Raw genomic sequence first — 19,113 nt, forward strand, 5'->3', positions numbered from 1 at the left:
ACCGGAAAGCCCGCGGTCAGTACCCGCGTTCCACGTCGACCTCGGTGGGCATCCGCTCCCCCGCCGCGAAGGCCGCCGCGTTCTCGATGATCTGCGGTGCGATCATGCGTTGCGCGATCCGGCCCGTCGCGGCGATGTGCGGGGTGATGGTGCAGTTCGGCAGCTGCCACAGCGGGTGACCGTCCGGCAGCGGCTCCGGGTCGGTGACGTCCATGGCCGCACCGGCGATCTCCCCGTTGCGCAGGGCGGCGACCAGATCGTCGGTGACGATCAGCTCACCCCGCCCCACATTGACCACGACCGCGGAGCTCTTCATCGCCTCGAACTTCGCCGCATCCACCAGTCCGGCGGTCTCCTCCGTCAGCGGCATGGCCAGCACAAAGGCGTCCGCGTCACGCCACACGTGGGTGGCCTCGGACACGGGGAAGGTCTCGTCGGCGCCCTCCACCCGGCGCCCCGAACGATTCACCGCGATCACCTTCACCCCGAAGGGACGGAGCATGGGTATCAGGGCGTCGGCGATGCCGCCGGCGCCGATGATCGCCACCGTGGTGGCGTCGAAAAGCCAGCCCTGGGCGGCGTCGATGGGGCCGCGTGCGCGGAAGGACCCTGCGAGGGAGGCCGCCTTGACGTGATGGAGCTGCGCGAGGAGCAGCGTGAGCGCGATCTCGGCGACCGGCCGGGCGTAGACACCGGCGGCGTTGGCCCAGCGGACCCCGCCCGGGCGCATGACGCCGGCGTCGATGAGCCGGTCAACGCCGGAGAACACGAACTGTACGAAGCCGATGTTGGCCGGCAGCGGGTCCGGTAGTCGGCCGCCGGCGTAGATGAGGAACTCGGCCTCGTTCAGGTCGGTGGTGAACTCATGTCCGGAGGCCTCGACCTCGGCTATGACCCGGTCCCAGACGCCGGGGTACATGGTGAACTTCAACTTCTGATGCGCTCCTAGATGCGTGAGGCGTAGTTGGACAGGTAGTCGGCGTGGACGACGGGTCTACGCTGCCCCTCGGGGAGATCTTCGGTGTGCTTGCCCAGCATGCCCACCAGCACGTCCGAGTCGTAGGCCACCTCACCGCGGCCCACGACCTGGCCGTCGGGGCCGATGATGTCGAGGATCTCTCCGGCCTGGAACTCACCCTCCACGGCGGTGATGCCCACCGCCAGGAGGGAGGTGCCGCCGGCGGTGACGGCGGTGACCGCGCCGGCGTCGAGACGCAGCGTGCCGCCGATGTCAGCGGCGTAGAGGGCCCAGAACTTCCAGGCGGAGAGACGGTTCTCCCGCGGGTGGAACACGGTGCCCACGCTGGCGTCGTCGAGCGCGGGGCCGATGTTGTCCGCCGAGGTCAGGAGGACGGGCACGCCACCACGCGAGGCGAGACGGGCGGCGGCGACCTTCGAGGCCATGCCACCGGTGCCCACGAGGCCGCCGTCACCGGCGACGACACCCTTGAGGTCATGTCCGGTGCGCACCTCCGAGACGAACCGGGCGTCGGGCTCGGCGGGGTTGCGGTCGTAGAGTCCGTCGACGTCGGAGAGCAGGACCAGGGCATCGGCACTGATGAGGTGGGAGACGATCGCGGAGAGGCGGTCGTTGTCGCCGAAGTGGAACTCGGAGGTGGCCACCGTGTCGTTTTCGTTGACGATGGGCACCACCCGCAGTTGTCGCAGACGGTCGATGGTGCGCTGGGCGTTGCGCGCCCGGTCACGCCGCCCCGCGTCCGAGGCGGTCAGCAGCACCTGGCCGATGGTGCGGTGGTAGCGGGCGAAGGACCTGCCCCACTGGTGGGCGAGGTGGACCTGGCCGACGGCGGCGGCGGCCTGCTTCGTCGCCAGATCCGTGGGCCGCTGCACCAGGCCGAGTGGGCCCATGCCGGCGGCGACCGCACCGGAGGAGACGACGATGATGTCCGAGTTGTACATGCGCGCCTGGAGGGCGTCGACGATGTGGTTGATCTTGTTGGGGTCGACCGTGAAGTCGTCGTTGGTCAACGACGAGGAGCCGATCTTGACCACGACCTTCTTCGCGTGCGCGATCCGCTCGCGCATCTCCGATTCATGACCGAAGGCCGGATTTCCCTCCGACTCGACGACCGGTGCAGGAAAATCCACTCCGACGGCGGCATCGTCATGGTTCTCGTACGGGGACAGGGGCAGTCCATGGGGGCGTGTCGTCATGTCTGCCCAGTCTACAGACACACCCCCGAACAGGGTCAGCCCTCCCAGCGCTCGCGGGCGGCGACCTCTCCCTCTCCGTAGTCGAGCTCGTCGATGAGTCCACGACGTGCCTGCGAGGCACGCTTGCGCTCCTCTGCGGACACGCGTTCGGTGGACTGCAGGCGAGCGTCCTGGCCACGGCCCGCGACAGTCGGGTCGATGCCGGAACCGGTCAACGGCTGCCAGTCGAAGGTCACGTCACCGATGGTCACGTGTGCCCCTTCGCGGGCGCCGGCCCTGAGCAGGGCACCCTCGACCCCGATCGCAGCGAGTCGGTCGGCGAGGTAGCCGACGGCTTCGTCGTTCTCGAAGTCGGTCTGGGTGATCCAGCGTTCCATCTTCTCGCCGGTGACGATGAAGCCGCCCTCGATCTCGGGGTCCACCTTGACCTGGAACTCGGGTGCACGGCGGCGTCGTGCATCGACGGCCTGCGGACGGATGATCGTGTGCTCGGTGTCCGGTGCCACCTTCGGGCGGCGGCGACGGTCCTTCTTGACGATCTCCAGGAGCTTGTACTTCAGCGGGTCCAGGCCCTTGTGGGTGACCGCTGAGATGATGAAGACCGGCCAGCCGAACTTCTCCTCCAGGTCCTCCTTGAGGAACTCCGCCAGTTCCTCCGCCTCCCGGACGTCGGCCTTGTTGAGCACGATGATGCGCGGACGATCCCGCAGATTGCCCAACCCGACGTCACTGGCGAGCTCGGACTGGTAAGCGGCGAGCTCCGCCTCCAGGGCCTCGATGTCGCTCATCGGGTCGCGGCCGGGGTCCATGGTGGCGGTGTCCACCACGTGCACGAGCACAGAGGTGCGCTCGATGTGGCGCAGGAAGTCCAGGCCCAGGCCCTTGCCCTCCGAGGCGCCGGGGATCAGCCCGGGCACATCAGCCATGGTGAAGGACTCGTGTCCGACGTTGACCACGCCCAGGTTCGGCGCGAGGGTGGTGAAGGGGTAGTCGGCGATCTTCGGCTTCGCGGCCGAGAGCACCGAGATCAGCGAGGACTTGCCCGCCGAGGGGAAACCCACCAGGCCGACGTCGGCCATGGTCTTCAGTTCCAGGATGATGTCGTGCTGCTCGCCGGGCTCACCGTTGAGGGCGAAGCCGGGGGCCTTGCGCCTGTTCGAAGCCAGTGCCGCGTTGCCCAGACCACCGAAACCGCCCTTGGCGGCGATGAAGCGGGTGCCGGGCACGGTGAGGTCGGCGAGGAACTGGCCCTTCTCCGACATCACGACCGTGCCCACCGGCACCTCGAGGACGAGGTCCTCGCCGCGGGCACCGTTGCGGTGCGAACCCGAGCCGTTGGTGCCTCGCTGTGCCTTGATGTGGGGACGGAAGTGGAAGTCCATCAGGGTGTGCACCTGCGGGGACACCTCGAGGACGATGTCACCGCCGTGCCCGCCGTTGCCTCCGTCGGGGCCGCCGAGCGGCTTGAACTTCTCACGATGGACGGACACGCAGCCGTGGCCACCGTCGCCTGCTGTGAGGTGCAGTGCCACGCGGTCTACGAAGCGGGACATGGGGACTTCCTTCTGTTGTGATTCAGGTAGCAATCAACTCTACCTGTGGAATACGAATACCCGCCGCTCCCCAAAGGGGTGCGACGGGCTCCATATGCTTCAACGCTGTTACGCGTCGACGGTCTCGTTCTCGACGATGTTGACCATACGACGGTTGCGCCTGATACCGAACTCGACAGCGCCGGACTTCAGGGCGAAGAGAGTGTCGTCGCCACCGCGACCGACGTTCTCGCCCGGGTGGAACTTGGTGCCGCGCTGACGGACCAGGATCTCACCTGCCTTGACCTGCTGGCCACCGAAACGCTTCACGCCGAGGCGCTTGGCCTCGGAGTCGCGGCCGTTGCTGGAGCTGGATGCACCCTTCTTAGTTGCCATTGGTTACCCTCCTTGGCTTACTTGATTCCGGTGACCTTGATGACCGTCAGCGGCTGACGGTGACCCTGGCGCTTCTTGTAGCCGGTCTTGTTCTTGTACTTGAGAATGTGGATCTTCGGGCCCTTGGCGTGCTCGACGATCTCCGCAGCGACACTCACCTTGGCGAGGTCCTCGGACTTGGACGTTACGTTGGCACCGTCGACGAGCAGAACCGGGGTGAGAGCCAGGGACGCACCCGGCTCACCCTCGATCTTCTCGACCTTGACGAGGTCGCCTTCGGCAACCTTGTACTGCTTGCCGCCGGTCTTGACGATCGCGTACATAGGAGGGTTACCCCTTATCTAAACTCGGCTCAGGTACGCGGTCGCGCACCTGAATGGACGTATTTCATTGCGTTTCAGGGTCTGCAGGCACGCTTTGACATGCTAAGATCCAGCGGCGCAATATCCCTAAAACAGCGACTGTCAAAGACTACCGCGTAGGGCGGTCAAAAGACAAACCGCCCTCCACCACGGTTAACGGGTGCTGCTGCGCCTGGTCACGCGTCGTCGGCCACGCGTCGTCCGCTTCTCGACGCCGCCCTCCGGCACGTCCTGCTTCCGCTCCGGACGCTGCTCCCGGACCTCATCCCTGACCTGCGGAGCCTCCTCCGCTGCCGTCGTTGTGCGGCGTACCGCACGTCGTCGTCCGCGGGTGCGGGTCGGCGCACCGGAAGAGACCTCCGAGGGGCTGTTACGGTGCGACTTCTCCTCCGCCACGTCCTCCACCGGCTGCTGCGGCTCGGGCCGGCCGGCCTGCTGGTCCTGCTGGTCCTGCTGGGCCTGCTCGCCACGGGCACTGCGGCTGACACGGCGACGACCGCGGCTGCGGGATGAGGCCTGCTCGGTGCCGGTCGGCGTCTCCTCGCGCTCTTCCTGGACCTTGATCATGGTCTCCTCCGCCTTGGCCACCGGGCCGGTGGCGGCGGAACCGGGGAAATCCTCCGGCTTCGGGCGATGGTCCGAGCGGGAGTGACCGCGGGTGCGACGGCGGCGGCGCGGGGACGACTCGAACTCGGCCATCGCCTGCTGGAAGGTCTTCTCACCCGATCGCGCGGCCAGCACGTAGTCGGCGCCGGAGGGCTCCTCCGGATCAAGCTCATCCGCACGTTCGATGGCGGCGGAGACGATCGCCTCAATGTCGCTGGCCTGCGGCACCTCAGGCGCCTCAGGCACCTCCAGCACCTCCGGCGACTCGGCTGCGCGGCCACGGCTGGTGCCGCGGCGGCCGCGGCGGGAACGGCGGCGGCGGGAATCAGACTCCTGCTCATCCTCATCGGGGGTGATCACCACGGCTGCGGCGAGCTCCTCGATGTCGACGGCCTCATCCTCGCGCTTGATGGCCACGACCACCGGGTGGCGGGTGGGCGCCGGTTCGGGCTTCGCGGGTGAACGACGCGGACGGTCCTCGAACTCGACCGGCTCCTCGACCGGGTCCTCGTGCAGGATCAGGCCACGGCCGTTGCAGTGCTCACATTCGGTGGAGAAGGTCTCCAGCAGACCGGTGCCCAGGCGCTTGCGGGTCATCTGCACGAGGCCGAGGGAGGTGACCTCGGAAACCTGATGGCGGGTGCGGTCCCGGCCGAGCGCCTCCTTGAGGCGGCGCAGCACCAGCTCCTGGTTCTCCGGCAGGACCATGTCGATGAAATCGACGACGATCATGCCGCCCAGGTCGCGCAGACGCATCTGGCGGACGATCTCCTCGGCCGCCTCCAGGTTGTTGCGGGTGACGGTCTCCTCGAGGTTGCCGCCGGAGCCGGTGAACTTGCCGGTGTTGACGTCGACGACGATCATCGCCTCGGTGCGGTCGATCACCAGCGAGCCCCCCGAGGGCAGCCACACCTTGCGGTTGAGTGCCTTCTGCAGCTGCTCGTCCACGCGGTACTGCTCGAAAGCGTCCTGGCCGCCGTTGTCGTTGCGGTTGTAACGCTGAAGACGGTCCAGCAGATCAGGGGCGACGGACTTCACGTAGGCGTGGACGGTGTTCCAGGCACGGTCGCCGTCGACCGTGAGGGAGGTGAAATCCTCGTTGAAGAGGTCACGGATCACCTTGACCAGCATGTCCGGCTCTTCGTACATGGTGATGGGCTTGGAGCCGCGGGCGTTCAACTCCCTGTCCGCGCGGTCCTGGATGTCCTCCCACAGACGGTGCAGGCGGTCCACGTCCGCGGCGATGGCCTCCTCCGGCACGTTCTCGGCGGCGGTACGGATGATTGCGCCACCCTGACCGGGCACCACACGGCCGAGGATCTCCTTGAGACGCTTGCGCTCCGGCCCGGGCAGCTTCCGGGAGATGCCCGCGCTGCGCCCACCCGGCACGTACACCAGGTAGCGGCCGGCCAGCGAGATCTGGGTGGTCAGACGCGCACCCTTGTGCCCCACCGGATCCTTGCTCACCTGCACGAGCACCTGGTCGCCGGACTTCAGGGCCTGCTCGATGCGACGGCCGCGCCCACCCAGGCCCGTGGACTTCCAGTCGACTTCACCGGCGTAGAGCACACCGTTGCGCCCCTTGCCGATGTCGATAAACGCCGCCTCCATGCTCGGCAGCACATTCTGCACGCGCCCGAGGTAGATGTTGCCGATCATCGAGGCCTGCGTCTCGCTGGTCACGAAATGCTCGACCAGCAGGTCATCCTCCAGCACACCGACCTGGGTCACCAGACCGGGGTGATCGTGCCGCTGCCGTTCGCGGACCACCATGGTGCGGGCCACCGACTCCCGGCGTGCCAGGAACTCCGCCTGGGAGACGATGTGCTTCTTGCGGCGCCCCTCCTCACGCATCTCCGTGCGTCGGCGACGCTGCGCCTCCAGCCGCGTCGAGCCCTTGAGGGCGACGGGCTCATCCGGAAGCTCCTCCTCGTGCGCCTGCGTATCGACGTCGTCCTGCTCGTCCTCGTCTGCGACCTCGACCGCGATCTCGACGGCGACCTCGGCTTCGTCCTCGATCGCGTCCTGTTCCTGCTGCTCCTCCGCACCGCGGCCGCGGCCGACGCCGCGGCGGCCACGACGACGGCGTCGGGAAGCGCTCGAGTCCGCGTCCTCCTCAGCCTCATCCGCCACGGGCTCCGTGCCGGGCGCCATGAACAACGGTGCGAACTGTTCGACGATGGGCTGCTCCGTCGGCATCGGCGTGATCTCCGGGGTCACGTCCTCGAGCAGCTCATCCTCCGGCTGCTCGTGCACGAGCACGGCCAGGTCAGCGTCGACCCTCTCCTCGATCTGGGAGATTTCGTTGGCCACGTTCTTGCGCACACGGGTCCGGATCTCATCCTCGTCCCGGGGCTCTTCGCCGGTTTCCGGCTCCGGGGTGGGCGCCTGCCCCGGCTGTGAAACGGGCGGCAGGAGCGCCTCGACGATCTGACGTGCCTCCTGAGGGGTGAGCGTCGACTGCGCGACCTTCTTCAGCCCCAGCCCGGCGGCCGTCTCCGCGAGCTCCTTCGAGGTCCTGCCCAGCGCCTTGGCCAGTACGTGCACGCGCACCTTGTTCTCCAGCAGCAGGGGATCCAGCTCCGGGCGCAGCTCAGCCTCCGGGCGCTGCTCATTCTCCGGCGCGGGTTCCCTGCGGGTGGTCTTGCGTGTGGTCTTGCGTGTCGAGCGGCGCTTCTTCAGCGCGTCCTTCTCGACGTTCCCTGCGTTGGCGTTCTCGGTGGGTTCGGTGGATTCAGCCACGGATTCTCCTGTTGTTGTGGTGGGTCGACTCCCCGGGCGCTGGCGAATGATGATCGCCGCCGCCGCACAGGGGTCGCCGTCAAAGTCCTGTTGATGTCTGCGGTATTGAATTGTGTCACTTCTGGCGTGTCGCCTCTGCAGCCCCGGCCATGCCAGGGGGCGATGAGGACACAACCCGTACACCATTCTGGCACACCACTGCCCGAACGTGCCGAAGTGCCGATGGTCCAGGGCCGTACATGATGAGTTCCGGCGGCAACGACGAAGGCCCCCGCCGAAGTCCGGCGGGGGCCCTGCGGTTGGCGAACTAGAGGTTCGGGAACCAGATGGAGATCTCGCGGTCGGCGGACTCCGCGGAGTCGGAGCCGTGGACGACGTTCTCGCCGACGGTCAGGGCGAAGTCGCCGCGGATGGTGCCCGGGGTGGCCTTGGAGACCGGGTCGGTCCCGCCGGCCAGCTGACGCCATGCCTCGATGGCGCGCTCGCCCTCGACGATGCCGGCGATCAGCGGAGCGGAGGTGATGAACTCGACGAGCTCACCGAAGAAGGGCTTGTCGGAGTGCTCCGCGTAGTGCTGCTCGGCGGTGGCGCGGTCGGCGACACGCAGGTCCAGAGCGGCGAGCTTGAGGCCCTTGCGCTCGATGCGGGCGATGATCTCGCCGACGTGGCCGTTGGTGACGCCGTCCGGCTTGATCAGGATGAGAGTGCGTTCAGTCATGGCGCAGATCCTACCCGAGCCAGCAACTCTCAGCGCGCTGAGGGCGTGGGATCCCGTCAGCGCAGCTCGAGGACGGCCCGACGGGCCTCTTCGGGGGAAACGTTGCGGAACCAGAGCTGGACCTGGCGGACGGCGGCGCCCTCGTCGCCACGGTCGAGCATGGCGCGGATGGTGGCGCGCCGGTCGTCGTCGAGTTCCACGGACTGCGGGGGGCGTTGATCGGCGGTGATCTTCAGTCCCATGACCAGGAAGACACCCGCCACCAGGAGGGAGATGACGGTGGCGAGGTTGGAGACGTCGAAGAGCTTGAGGGCGAGGGCCACCACGCTGAATGCGGCGGCGAGTCCGAGGTACAGGGCGCGCATGGCAACAGCATAACCCGCCCTCCCCGACCCAAGTTGTAGACGTGTCAACATTGGGTGTTGTAGACTGGGCGCATGTCCACGACAGATTCCTTCCCGGTGAAGCACGTCCTCTCCCCCACGCCCCCGCACTGCACCGATGGCGCCAAGGTCGAGATCATCACCTCCCGCGAGGTGCCGCTCGGCGGCCCACGCGCCATGACCGTCTACCGCACCCTCCCCCAGCGCCAACGCAGCCTCATCGGCGCATGGTGCTTCGTCGACCATTACGGCCCGGACGATGTCACCGCCACCGGCGGAATGGACGTCGCCCCGCACCCGCACACCGGCCTGCAGACCGTGTCGTGGCTCTTCGAGGGCTCCATCACCCACCATGATTCCGGTGACCAGCACGCCGTCGTCCTGCCCGGGGAGGTCAACCTCATGACCGCGGGCGCCGGCATCTGCCACTCCGAGGTCTCCACCCAGGACACCGCCACGCTCCACGGCGTGCAGCTGTGGACCGTGCTTCCCGACGCGGACCGCCACGGCCCCCGCCGCTTCGACCACCACGCCCCCGAACCCGTGCTTTTCGACGGCGGCAGCGCCCTCGTCTTCCTTGGCTCCCTCCTCGGCTACGACTCCCCCGTCCCCACCTTCAGCCCGCTCGTCGGCGCCGAACTACGGCTCGACCCGGGCGCGCTGCTCGAGGTGGAGGTCAATCCGGGATTCGAACACGGCCTGCTTGTCGACACCGGCGAGATTGACCTGGAGGGCGTCCTCGTCGCCCCCACCGAGCTGGCCTACACGGGCACCGGCGAAACGGTGCTGCGCATCCGTAACCACGGCCACGTCCCGGCCCGGATGCTGTTCATCGGTGGGGAACCCTTCGACGAGGAGATCGTCATGTGGTGGAACTTCATCGGCCGCGACCACTCCGAGATCGAACAGTTCCGCACCGAATGGCAGGAGCAGGGTGAACGCTTCGGCACCACGCGCGGGTACATCGGCAAGGACCCCCACGGCCCCACCTGGTTGCCCGCGCCCACCCTGCCGCACGCAGCCATCCGGCCGCGGAGGAACCCCGAGCCCGTCGCCCGCCCCGACGAGAGGATCTGAATTGATCACCCGCCTCGCTGACCGTTTCCGCATCGACGTCGACGGCACCACCGCAGGACACACCGCCTACGTGGACTGTGCCGAGAACCGCATCTTCCACCACACCGAAATCGACGAGGAGTTCGGGGGTCGCGGCCTGGCCGGACAGCTCGTCGAGGCAGCCCTCCGCGAGAGCACCGACGCCGGGATGACCATCGTCGCCGTATGTCCCTATGTGCTCAGATGGTTGCAGAAGAACGACCCGGCCGACATCAACTGGCGCAGGCCCACCCCCGCAGAACTGATCTGGCTGAAGAAGGAGCTGGCATGAACCGCAAACCCCCGTACCTGGACAAGTTCTACCCCGACGTCTACCGGGCGCTGAACGACGTGAGCAGGAAGCTACGCGTGCTCTACCCCGACGTCGATCTGCCGCTCAGCCTCATCGAACTGGTCTCCGTCCGGGTCAGCCAGATCAACGGCTGCGGCACCTGCCTGTCCATCCACGTGCCCGCCGCCCGCAGGGCCGGCGTGCCGGAGAACAAGCTCGACGCGCTGGCCGCATGGCGGATGGTCGATGAGTTCACCGAGCAGGAGAAGGCCGCGCTCGATCTCGCGGAGACCCTGACCACGCTGCCCCAGGGTCGGGACAACTCCCGGGCCGGCGCCATCGCCTGCGACGTGTTCGCCGAGGAGCAGGTCGCGGCGCTCGAATGGGCGATCATCATGATCAACACATACAACCGGATCTCCATCGCCTCGGGGCACCCGCTGATCTCCAGGTAGGTCCCGGGCCGCGCCTGATCCTGCCCAGCTAAAGGTCGCAGGGTAAAGGTCGCGGCCGCGCCATCCTGCAACGACAAAGGTCGCAGGGAGCAGTCCCTGCGACCTTTGCCCTGCGACCTTTGGGCGCCCTACATGTGCTGGGTGGTCAGCCAGCCGCGCCTCATGCGTTCGATGAGCGTGGAGCGCAGGTGCAGCAGGTACCACCACACGATGATGAAGATGATCGCGATGACGCCGACCGAGTAGTGCACGAGGAATCCGCCCAGGAGCACGACCTGGAGGGCGAGGTTCACCGGCAGGGCCCAGCTGAAGCGCTGGAGGAAAGCCATGACGACGTGCGCGAGGCCCAGGGCGGTGATGAAAACCCAGTTGAAGGTGGTCCAGTGGACGCCGTCGTCGACTTTGAGGATCACGGTCAGGGCGAGGAGGATCGTGATGGCCTCCAGGATCAGCGTGCCCGCCATGACCCCGCGGATGCCCTTGAGCGGGTCCTTCTCGGGGGCGTGGCCGGGACCGAGGGGACTGTAATCGGACGGGTCTGCGGGGGGCCGGCTCATGCGGGGTCCTTTCCGAACAGGGTGCGGGCTTCACCCGCGGTGACCACCGATCCGGTGATCACGACGCCGGCGCCGGACTGGATGTCAGCGTCTTCGGCGAGCTCGACGGCCAGCTCGTAGGCGGAGGCGAGGTTCTCGTCGACGTGTACGCGTTCCTCTCCGAAGACGTCACGTGCGTACTCCGCCAGCACGTAGGCGTCGAGTGCACGCGGGCTCGAGTTCCGGGTGATCACGACCTCGGAGAAGTAGGGCTCCAACGCCACCAGGATGCCGCGGGCGTCTTTGTCGTCGAGCACCCCGACGACGCCGATGAGGCGGTTGAAGTTGAAGTCCCGCTCCAGTGCCTGCCCCAGCGCGGTCGCGCCGTGCGGGTTGTGGGCGGCGTCGATGAAGGTGGTCGGTGTCGAGCGCACACGCTCCAGACGGCCGGGCGAGGTGACCTGGGCGAAACCGCTGCGTACGGTACCGATGTCCAGCCGACGGCCGGGGCCCGCCCCGAAGAACGCCTCCACGGCGGCCAACGCGACGGCGGCGTTGCGCGCCTGGTGCTCGCCGGACAGCGGCAGGAAGATGTCCTCGTACTCGCCACCCAGACCACGCAGGGTGAGCTGCTGTCCACCGACGGCCACGGCGGCCTCGACGACACCGAACTCCGCGCCGGCGCGGGCGACGGCTGCGTCGACGTCGACGGCCCGCTGCAGGATCACCTTCATGGCGGCCGGCTCCTGCTCGGCGACGACAGCGACGTTGTCGGGCGGGGTGAGCAGATCGTCGGTGTCCCAGCGGGACTTGATGATGCCCGCCTTCTCCGCCGCGATCTCCTCGATCGTCTCTCCCAGGTAGTCGGTGTGATCGAGCCCCACGGGCATGATCACGGCGACGTCCGACTGGATGACGTTGGTGGCGTCCCAGGTGCCGCCCATGCCGACCTCGACGACGGCGACGTCGACGGGGGCGTCGGCGAACGCGGCGTACGCCAGCGCGGTGAGGACCTCGAACTTGGACATCCTGATGCCGGACTTCTCGTCGACGAGCTCGACGTAGGGCTGGATCTCGCGCCAGATCCGCACGTAGTCACGCGGATGGATGGGGACACCGTCGATGCCGATGCGTTCGGTGACCAGCTGCAGGTGCGGGCTGGTCGTGCGACCGGTGCGGCGGTGGAATGCGCGCAGGAGCGACTCGATCATCCGCACGGTCGAGGTCTTGCCGTTCGTCCCCGCGACGTGGATCGACGGGAAGGAGTTCTGCGGGGAACCCAGCAGATCCATGAGCATCCCGATGCGTTCCAGCGACGGGTCGATCTTCGTCTCCGGCCACCGGGTGTCCAGCTCCGCCTCGACGACGGCCAGCTCGGCGAGGTCCTCCGGGGAGACCTCAACGACCGCGGGCTTCTCGACGTCACCGAGGTCGATGTTGAGCTTCAACCCCTGGTCCGTGATCTCCACGGCCTCGTTGAGGTCGGCGAGATCAGCCAGGTCCTCGAGGTCCTCGTCATCGGCGGCGTTGTCGAGGATCTCATCTTCGCGGCTCACTTGAGTGCCTCCAGACGTGCGGTGATGCGTTCGACTTCTTCCTGTGCGACCAGCTGCCGGGTGCGGATCTTCTCGACGACCGCGTCAGGCGCCTTGGCCAGGAACGCCTCATTGCCCAGTTTCTTGACGGTGCCCTCCAGCTCCTTGTGCGCGGCGGCCAGATCCTTCTCCAGCCGCTTGCGCTCAGCCGCGACGTCGACGGTGCCGGAGGTGTCCAGCGCCACGGAGACGGTGGTCTGCGAGAGGCGCAGCTCGATGGAGGCGGACTCCTCGAAGTCGCCCTCCGGGGCGGTGACCTTCGCCAGTGCGCGGATGAACTCCTCCTGCTCCGCCAGGTCGGCGGCGGCGAAGTCGAGGGTCGCCGGAACCTTCTGGGAGGGCTTGACGCCCTGGTCGGAGCGGAAACGACGGATCTCGGTGATGAGCTTCTCGGCGTCGGCGATGCGGCGGACGGCGACGTCGTCGACAGGGGCACCACCGTTGGTGTCCCCGGCCGTGGGCCACGGGGCGGTGACGATGGTCTCCTGCCCGGTCAGCGACTTCCACAGGATCTCGGTGACGAACGGCATCGTCGGGTGCAGCAGCCGCAGGACGACGTCCAGCACCCGGCCCAGGACGACCTGGGTGTTGCGTCCACGTTCGTCGATGTCCTCGCGGGGGATCTGGGTCTTGGCGATCTCCAGGTACCAGTCACAGACCTCGTCCCACGCGAAGTGGTAGAGCTCCTCGTTGGCCTTGGCGAACTGGTAGGCGTCGAGGAATCCGTCGACGTCACCGCGGACCTGCTCGAGGCGGTCGAGGATCCATCGGTCGGCGTCGGTGAGTTCCCCGCGTGCCGGCAGCTCACCCACGCGCGCGCCGTTGAGCAGGGCGAACTTGGTGGCGTTGAACAGCTTGGTGGCGAAGTTGCGGGAGGACTGGGCTGCGTCAGCGCCAACCGGCAGGTCCACGCCCGGGTTCGCGCCGCGGGCCAGGGTGAAGCGCAGGGCGTCGGCGCCGTACTCGGCGACCCAGTCCATCGGGTCGATGCCGTTGCCCAGGGACTTGGACATCTTGCGGCCGTGCTCGTCGCGGACCAGGCCGTGGAGGAACAGGTCGGTGAAGGGAACCTGCGGGCGGCCGTCGGTGCCTTCGCCGAGGATCTCCGGGGTGATCTTCGCGGCGAAGGTGCCGAACATCATCATGCGGGCCACCCAGAAGAACAGGATGTCGTAGGCGGTGACCAGCACGGACGTCGGGTAGAACTTGGCCAGGTCCGGGGTCTTATCCGGCCAGCCCATCGTGGAGAAGGGCCACAGGGCGGAGGAGAACCAGGTGTCCAGGACGTCCGGGTCCTGGGTGTAGCCCTCCGGCGCCATCTCGTCCGGGCCGACGCAGACGACCTCGCCCTCCGGGCCGTACCAGATCGGGATGCGGTGGCCCCACCACAGCTGACGGGAGATGGTCCAGTCGTGCATGTTGTCGACCCACTCGAAGTAGCGGGGCTCCATGGACTTCGGGTGGATGGTGGTGTCACCCTCGCGGATGGCGTCGCCGGCCATCGTGGCCAGCTCCTCGACCTTGACGAACCACTGCAGCGACAGGCGCGGCTCGATGGCCTCGCCGGAACGCTCGGAGTGGCCGACGGAATGCAGGTAGGGGCGGACCTCCTTGACGATGCGTCCCTGCTCCGCCAGCGCCTCGCGCACGGCGACGCGGGCCTCCTCGCGGGTCAGGCCGTCGAAGGCCGTGCCGGTGTCGCAGATGCGGCCGGTGACATCCATGATCGTCGGCATGTCCAGGTTGTGGCGCAGGCCGAGGGCGTAGTCGTTCGGATCGTGCGCCGGGGTGATCTTCACGGCGCCGGAGCCGAACTCCGGGTCCACGTAGTCGTCGGCGACGACGATCATCTTGAGGTCTTCGCGGAAGGGGTGGTCGAGGGTCTGGCCGATCAGGTCCCGGTAACGCTCATCCTCCGGATGGACGGCCACGGCGACGTCGCCGAGCATGGTCTCCACGCGGGTGGTGGCGACGACGACGTGCGGCTCGGCGTCATCCAGCGAACCGTAACGGAAGGACACGAGCTCTCCCTCGACGTCCTTGTGGATGACCTCGATGTCGGAGACGGCGGTCTCCAGCACCGGAGACCAGTTGACAAGGCGGTTGGCCCGGTAGATCAGGCCGCGGTCGAAGAGCTCCTTGAAGATGGTCTGCACGGCGCGGGACAGCCCCTTGTCCAGGGTGAAGCGCTCGCGGGACCAGTCGACGGAGTCGCCGATGGCGCGCATCTGCCCGGCGATGGTGCCGCCGTACTCTTCCTTCCAGCCCCACACCTTCTCGACGAACTGGTCACGGCCGTAGTCGTAGCGGTCCTTGCCCTCGGTCTCCCGGAGCATCTGCTCGACCTTGGACTGCGTCGCGATGCCCGCGTGGTCCATGCCCGGCAGCCACAGCACCTCGAAGCCCTGCATGCGCTTGCGGCGCGCGAGGGCATCCATGAGCGTGTGGTCCAGGGCGTGGCCCATGTGGAGCTGCCCCGTCACGTTCGGGGGCGGCAGGACGATGGAGTACGCCGGCTTCTCGCTGCTCGGGTCGGCGGTGAAGTATCCGGCGTCGACCCACCCCTGGTAGAGGTCGGCCTCCACGGACTGGGGATCCCAGGACTTCGGAAGGGAATCGGCGCGGTTCATCTCGTTCTGCTCAGTCACGCGCACCATCCTAGCCGGTCGGGAGCGGCAGCCCGCACACGCCTTGAACCCGGGGGATCACTCCCCCACGTTCACCGTGGCGGTCACCTCGAAGCCGTCCGCGGGACACTCGATCCGGATGGCGGCGATACCGTGGGCGTCGATGGTGACGGTCTCGATGACCTCGGGACCGTTCTCGGAGCGTTCGACGGGAACGGCGGCCAGTTCGGCGTCGGAAAGCGAGCGCAGCGCAGGGTCGAAGGGGACGAGGACCTCGGCGAGCAGCGTGAAGTCGCCCGGGTGATCGCTCGCCGCGTCCAGCGCGGAGTACTCGACGTAGCGGAACCAGCCGACGTTGTGGGCGGCGCGGTAACGGCGGGTGATGGTGATGCTCTCGCCCGACTCCGCCTGGGCATCCGGACCGGCAAGTGCGTCGAAGATGACGGCAGCCCCGGCGTCGCGCTCCCGGAAGACACCGATGCCGCGGGAGAGGCGGTCGCGCAGGTGATAGCCGGAATCCGGGTCAGCGGCGATGGCCAGGCCGACCGCGGTGGAGGCGGTGGGCAGCGGCGAGCGGTGGACGCGGCGCCCGAAGCGCTCGCGCAGCATCCGCGGGACGAGCGGCAGGGCGCTGGCCCCGCCGACCAGGTACACGCCCGCGATCTCGGTGTCGGCGAGCGACTCGGAGGCGCCGATGAGCGGCTGCATGATCTCCAGGGACTGATCGACGAGGGAAGTCACCTCGTCATAGAAATCGGAGACGGGCACGATGACGTCCTCGTCGCCGAGTTCGAGGATCATGCGGCGGGACTGCGGCTTGAGCTGCTCCTTGGCGGTGCGGGCCTCGTCGAGGATCTTCTGACGGGCACGGCGGCCGAAGACGTCGTCGGCCCGGCCGGCGGTGGCCAGCGACAGGTCGGCGAGGGCCTCGTCGAAGTCGTCACCACCCAGGAGGCTGATGCCCAGCGACGTCTCCACGGTGTGCTCGTGGCCGTCGATCCGCATGAGGGTGACGTCGAAGGTGCCGCCGCCGAGGTCATAGACGATGACGTTCGAGCGGCGGGGGCTGAGGGTCCGCGAATGCAGATGGGTGTATTCGAAGGCGGCGGCGCTGGGCTCGTTGACCATGCCCAGCACCGTGGCGCCGGCACGGGTGAACGCGTCCAGGGTGAGCAGCCGCTGTGCGGACCGCGCGTTGGCGGGGACGCCGAGGACGACCTCGATGTCGCCGTCGCCCGCGTGGTCACGCAGATGCCTGATGACGCCGTCCGCGAACGCGCCGAGCACCTCCCCCAGCGGACGCTCCTGGTCACCCAACCGTACGGGGGTGTCCGCGGTGGTGTCCCCGGAGGACAGCAGCCGCTTCAAGGAGCGGACGAGGGTCGGAGAGTCCAGTGCCAGTGCATCCCAGCCGCCGACCAGGCGGTCGCCGTCCAGGGCGACGACCGAGGGGATGTACTCCTGTGGATCCCCCTCGGTGTCGGGGACGGGGAGCACGGGATAGTTCCCGCGGTCGACCGCCGCAATGACAGTGCGGGTGGTGCCGAAATCAATCCCGAAGCGCATGCCGACGAGACTAGCGGAATTGCGGCCGGATGCTAGTTGAACAGACCGGATACGGCGTGGCGTTCTGACTTGAGCTCCTCGACGTTCTTCGCTATCACCTCGCGCTGGAAGTCATTGAGCTCGAGACCCCGGACAATTTCCCAGGAACCGTCGCGGGCGGTGACCGGGAATCCGGCGACCAGACCCTCGTCGATGCCGTAGGAACCGTCGGAGGGCAGCGCCACGGAGACCCACTTCCCGGTGCCCCGGATCCAGTCGTGCATGTGATCGACGGCGGCGGAGGCCGCGGAGGCCGCGGAGGACTTGCCCCGCACCTCGATGATCTCCGCACCACGCCTGGCCACGCGCGGGATGTACTCGTGGACGTACCAGTCCCGGTCGATCTTCTCCATCACCGGCTCGCCCTTGACGGTGGCGAAGGTGAGGTCGGGGAACTGGTTCGCGGAGTGGTTGCCCCACACCACGACGTTCTCGAAGTCGGTGGTAAGCACTCCGAGCTTCTCCGCCAGCTGGGACAACGCCCGGTTGTGGTCCAGGCGCATGAGTGCGCTGAAGCGGTCGGCCGGCACGTCCGGGGCGGACTGCTGCGCGATGAGGGCGTTGGTGTTGGCGGGGTTGCCCACGACGACCACGCGGATGTCGTCTGCGGCGTTGTCGTTGATCGCCCTGCCCTGCGGGCCGAAGATGCCGCCGTTGTTCTTCAGCAGGTCTGCACGCTCCTCCCCCTTCCCGCGGGGCTTGGCGCCGACGAGGAAGGCCGCATTTGCGCCGTCGAAGGCGACGTCAGCTTTATCGGTGACGGTGATGTTGCGCAGCAGGGGGAAGGCTGAGTCGCTGAGTTCCATGGCGACGCCGTCCGCCGCGCCGACGGCCGCGGGGATCTCCAGCAGGCTCAGCTCAAGGGGGGTGTCGGGGCCGTACACGTCCCCGGCGGCGATACGCCAGAGGAGGGAGTAGGCGATGTTTCCGGCGGCACCGGTCACCGCGATCTTCACGGGGTTCTGGGTCATAATGAATCCTTTCGGGCGGATCGTGCACTCATGCCGCCCAGCCTAGCGCCAACCTCAGGAGTCGGGCGCCACCCCCAGAAGGGCGTGATCATGCACCCGAGCGGTTGTTTCCCCACGCCACTCACCCCCATTTCGGGTGGGTCGGCGCACTTTCAGGGCAACAGCATCACGAAATACCCCGAATTCAGGCACGATAGTTCACAGTATCCACCCGCGCCTCACCCCATACCTTTTCCGGAGGGCTCACGCAGCCATGTACGACGCCGACACCACCGGCCTCGACGACAACAGCACCGTCGCCGGTGTCGTCGGAGTCGCCATCGAGCAGTTCTCTGAGCTGGGCTTCCTGGAGACCCGACTCGACACCATCGCCAAGATCTCCGGCATATCCAAACGGATGATCCACTACCACTTCGGCGACAAAAAGGGCCTCTACCACCGCTGCCTCATCGAGGCCATCAACAGGATCACCCCGGCAGGCGAGGAGCTCATCACCGACTCCACCGTTCCGGTGGAGGGGGTGACCAGGCTCATCGACGCCGTGTACCTCCGCATGACCAACCATCCCGAGTCCATCAGGCTGCTGGCGATGGAGAGCCTGCACCGGGTACTGAACGTCCCCGAGCTGGCGAACCTGCACAGCCAGTCGGAGGTGTCCCTCCATCTGGACAGACTCCTCATGCTGGGCCAGGACGCCGGCGCCTTCCGCCCGGGGATCGGAGCAGAGGACCTCTTCTACCTCATCGGCTCGTTGGCGTTCTACCGGGTGACCAACCGGGACATGATGGCCAACCTCTTCGACATGGACACCACCGGTGCAACCAACACCGACGGCATCCACCGACTGGCGGTCGATTCGGTCCTGTCCTTCCTCACCGCCAACATCCCCGACAGCGCACACGACAGCTACCTGGTGCCCGACCTCGTGAGCGACGATGAACCGCAGTCCGCCCTGGAAATCTACGACCCGGAGGAATTCGAGTAGTCAGCTCCGCACTGGTCGACCCCGGTTCCCGCCACCTT

Annotated in this window: 17 protein-coding genes; 4 read left to right on the plus strand and 13 right to left on the minus strand. The window is 67.6% G+C overall.

Annotated features, from left to right (window positions below):
- Positions 1–16 precede the first annotated feature (16 nt).
- The 8 genes from CETAM_RS10065 to CETAM_RS10100 form a co-directional block, all read right to left on the minus strand.
- Positions 17–931: a D-isomer specific 2-hydroxyacid dehydrogenase family protein gene (locus tag CETAM_RS10065; protein ID WP_156228736.1), complete on the minus strand. Its 915-nt coding sequence runs from the start codon at positions 929–931 to the stop codon at positions 17–19.
- A 14-nt stretch (positions 932–945) separates the two neighbouring features.
- Entirely contained in the window at positions 946–2,175 is a 1,230-nt protein-coding gene (proB, locus tag CETAM_RS10070) for a glutamate 5-kinase (protein ID WP_156228737.1), read from the minus strand.
- Between the two features lie 35 nt (positions 2,176–2,210).
- Positions 2,211–3,728: a GTPase ObgE gene (gene obgE / locus CETAM_RS10075; protein ID WP_156228738.1), complete on the minus strand. Its 1,518-nt coding sequence runs from the start codon at positions 3,726–3,728 to the stop codon at positions 2,211–2,213.
- Positions 3,729–3,836: 108 nt separating this feature from the next.
- Entirely contained in the window at positions 3,837–4,103 is a 267-nt protein-coding gene (rpmA, locus tag CETAM_RS10080; protein WP_156228739.1) for a 50S ribosomal protein L27, read from the minus strand.
- 17 nt (positions 4,104–4,120) lie between these two features.
- Positions 4,121–4,426, minus strand: coding sequence for a 50S ribosomal protein L21 (rplU, locus tag CETAM_RS10085; RefSeq protein WP_156228740.1), 306 nt, complete (start codon positions 4,424–4,426; stop codon positions 4,121–4,123).
- Between the two features lie 192 nt (positions 4,427–4,618).
- Positions 4,619–7,813, minus strand: a complete 3,195-nt coding sequence (locus CETAM_RS10090) for a translation initiation factor IF-2 N-terminal domain-containing protein (protein ID WP_407923923.1) — start codon at positions 7,811–7,813, stop codon at positions 4,619–4,621.
- A gap of 307 nt (positions 7,814–8,120) precedes the next feature.
- Positions 8,121–8,531, minus strand: a complete 411-nt coding sequence (ndk, locus tag CETAM_RS10095) for a nucleoside-diphosphate kinase (RefSeq protein ID WP_156228742.1) — start codon at positions 8,529–8,531, stop codon at positions 8,121–8,123.
- A 56-nt stretch (positions 8,532–8,587) separates the two neighbouring features.
- Positions 8,588–8,896 (minus strand): hypothetical protein, encoded by a 309-nt coding sequence (locus CETAM_RS10100; RefSeq protein ID WP_156228743.1) that lies wholly within the window; start codon positions 8,894–8,896, stop codon positions 8,588–8,590.
- Positions 8,897–8,968: 72 nt separating this feature from the next.
- On the opposite strand from CETAM_RS10100, the gene CETAM_RS10105 reads away from it, so the two are divergent.
- The 3 genes from CETAM_RS10105 to CETAM_RS10115 are packed head-to-tail and all read left to right on the plus strand — an operon-like array spanning position 8,969 to position 10,756.
- Positions 8,969–9,991 carry a pirin family protein gene (locus CETAM_RS10105; protein WP_156228744.1) on the plus strand — a complete coding sequence of 341 codons (1,023 nt, stop codon included), beginning with the start codon at positions 8,969–8,971 and terminating at the stop codon, positions 9,989–9,991.
- 1 nt (position 9,992) lies between these two features.
- Positions 9,993–10,301, plus strand: a complete 309-nt coding sequence (locus CETAM_RS10110; protein ID WP_156228745.1) for a GNAT family N-acetyltransferase — start codon at positions 9,993–9,995, stop codon at positions 10,299–10,301.
- Entirely contained in the window at positions 10,298–10,756 is a 459-nt protein-coding gene (locus tag CETAM_RS10115) for a carboxymuconolactone decarboxylase family protein (RefSeq protein ID WP_156228746.1), read from the plus strand. The genes CETAM_RS10110 and CETAM_RS10115 overlap by 4 nt, the downstream gene beginning before the upstream one ends.
- A gap of 128 nt (positions 10,757–10,884) precedes the next feature.
- On the opposite strand, the gene CETAM_RS10120 is transcribed toward CETAM_RS10115, so the two are convergent.
- Genes CETAM_RS10120 through CETAM_RS10140 form a run of 5 tightly spaced genes read right to left on the minus strand, consistent with a single transcriptional unit; the run spans position 10,885 to position 18,090 of the window.
- The gene (locus CETAM_RS10120) at positions 10,885–11,313 is read right to left on the minus strand and encodes a DUF4233 domain-containing protein (RefSeq protein ID WP_156228747.1); all 429 of its coding nucleotides are present in this window, start codon (positions 11,311–11,313) and stop codon (positions 10,885–10,887) included.
- Entirely contained in the window at positions 11,310–12,848 is a 1,539-nt protein-coding gene (folC, locus tag CETAM_RS10125) for a bifunctional tetrahydrofolate synthase/dihydrofolate synthase (RefSeq protein WP_156228748.1), read from the minus strand. The genes CETAM_RS10120 and folC overlap by 4 nt, the downstream gene beginning before the upstream one ends.
- The gene (locus CETAM_RS10130) at positions 12,845–15,544 is read right to left on the minus strand and encodes a valine--tRNA ligase (protein WP_156228749.1); all 2,700 of its coding nucleotides are present in this window, start codon (positions 15,542–15,544) and stop codon (positions 12,845–12,847) included. The genes folC and CETAM_RS10130 overlap by 4 nt, the downstream gene beginning before the upstream one ends.
- Positions 15,545–15,592: 48 nt before the next feature.
- Positions 15,593–17,080, minus strand: a complete 1,488-nt coding sequence (locus CETAM_RS10135; protein WP_156228750.1) for an Hsp70 family protein — start codon at positions 17,078–17,080, stop codon at positions 15,593–15,595.
- 32 nt (positions 17,081–17,112) lie between these two features.
- Positions 17,113–18,090 (minus strand): malate dehydrogenase, encoded by a 978-nt coding sequence (locus tag CETAM_RS10140; RefSeq protein WP_156228751.1) that lies wholly within the window; start codon positions 18,088–18,090, stop codon positions 17,113–17,115.
- Positions 18,091–18,343: 253 nt separating this feature from the next.
- Here CETAM_RS10140 and CETAM_RS10145 point away from each other — a divergent pair, with 253 nt between their 5' ends.
- Positions 18,344–19,075, plus strand: a complete 732-nt coding sequence (locus CETAM_RS10145) for a TetR/AcrR family transcriptional regulator (protein WP_156228752.1) — start codon at positions 18,344–18,346, stop codon at positions 19,073–19,075.
- The last annotated feature ends 38 nt before the right edge of the window (positions 19,076–19,113 follow it).

The sequence above is a fragment of the Corynebacterium comes genome (genome assembly GCF_009734405.1).
GTDB lineage: Bacteria > Actinomycetota > Actinomycetes > Mycobacteriales > Mycobacteriaceae > Corynebacterium > Corynebacterium comes.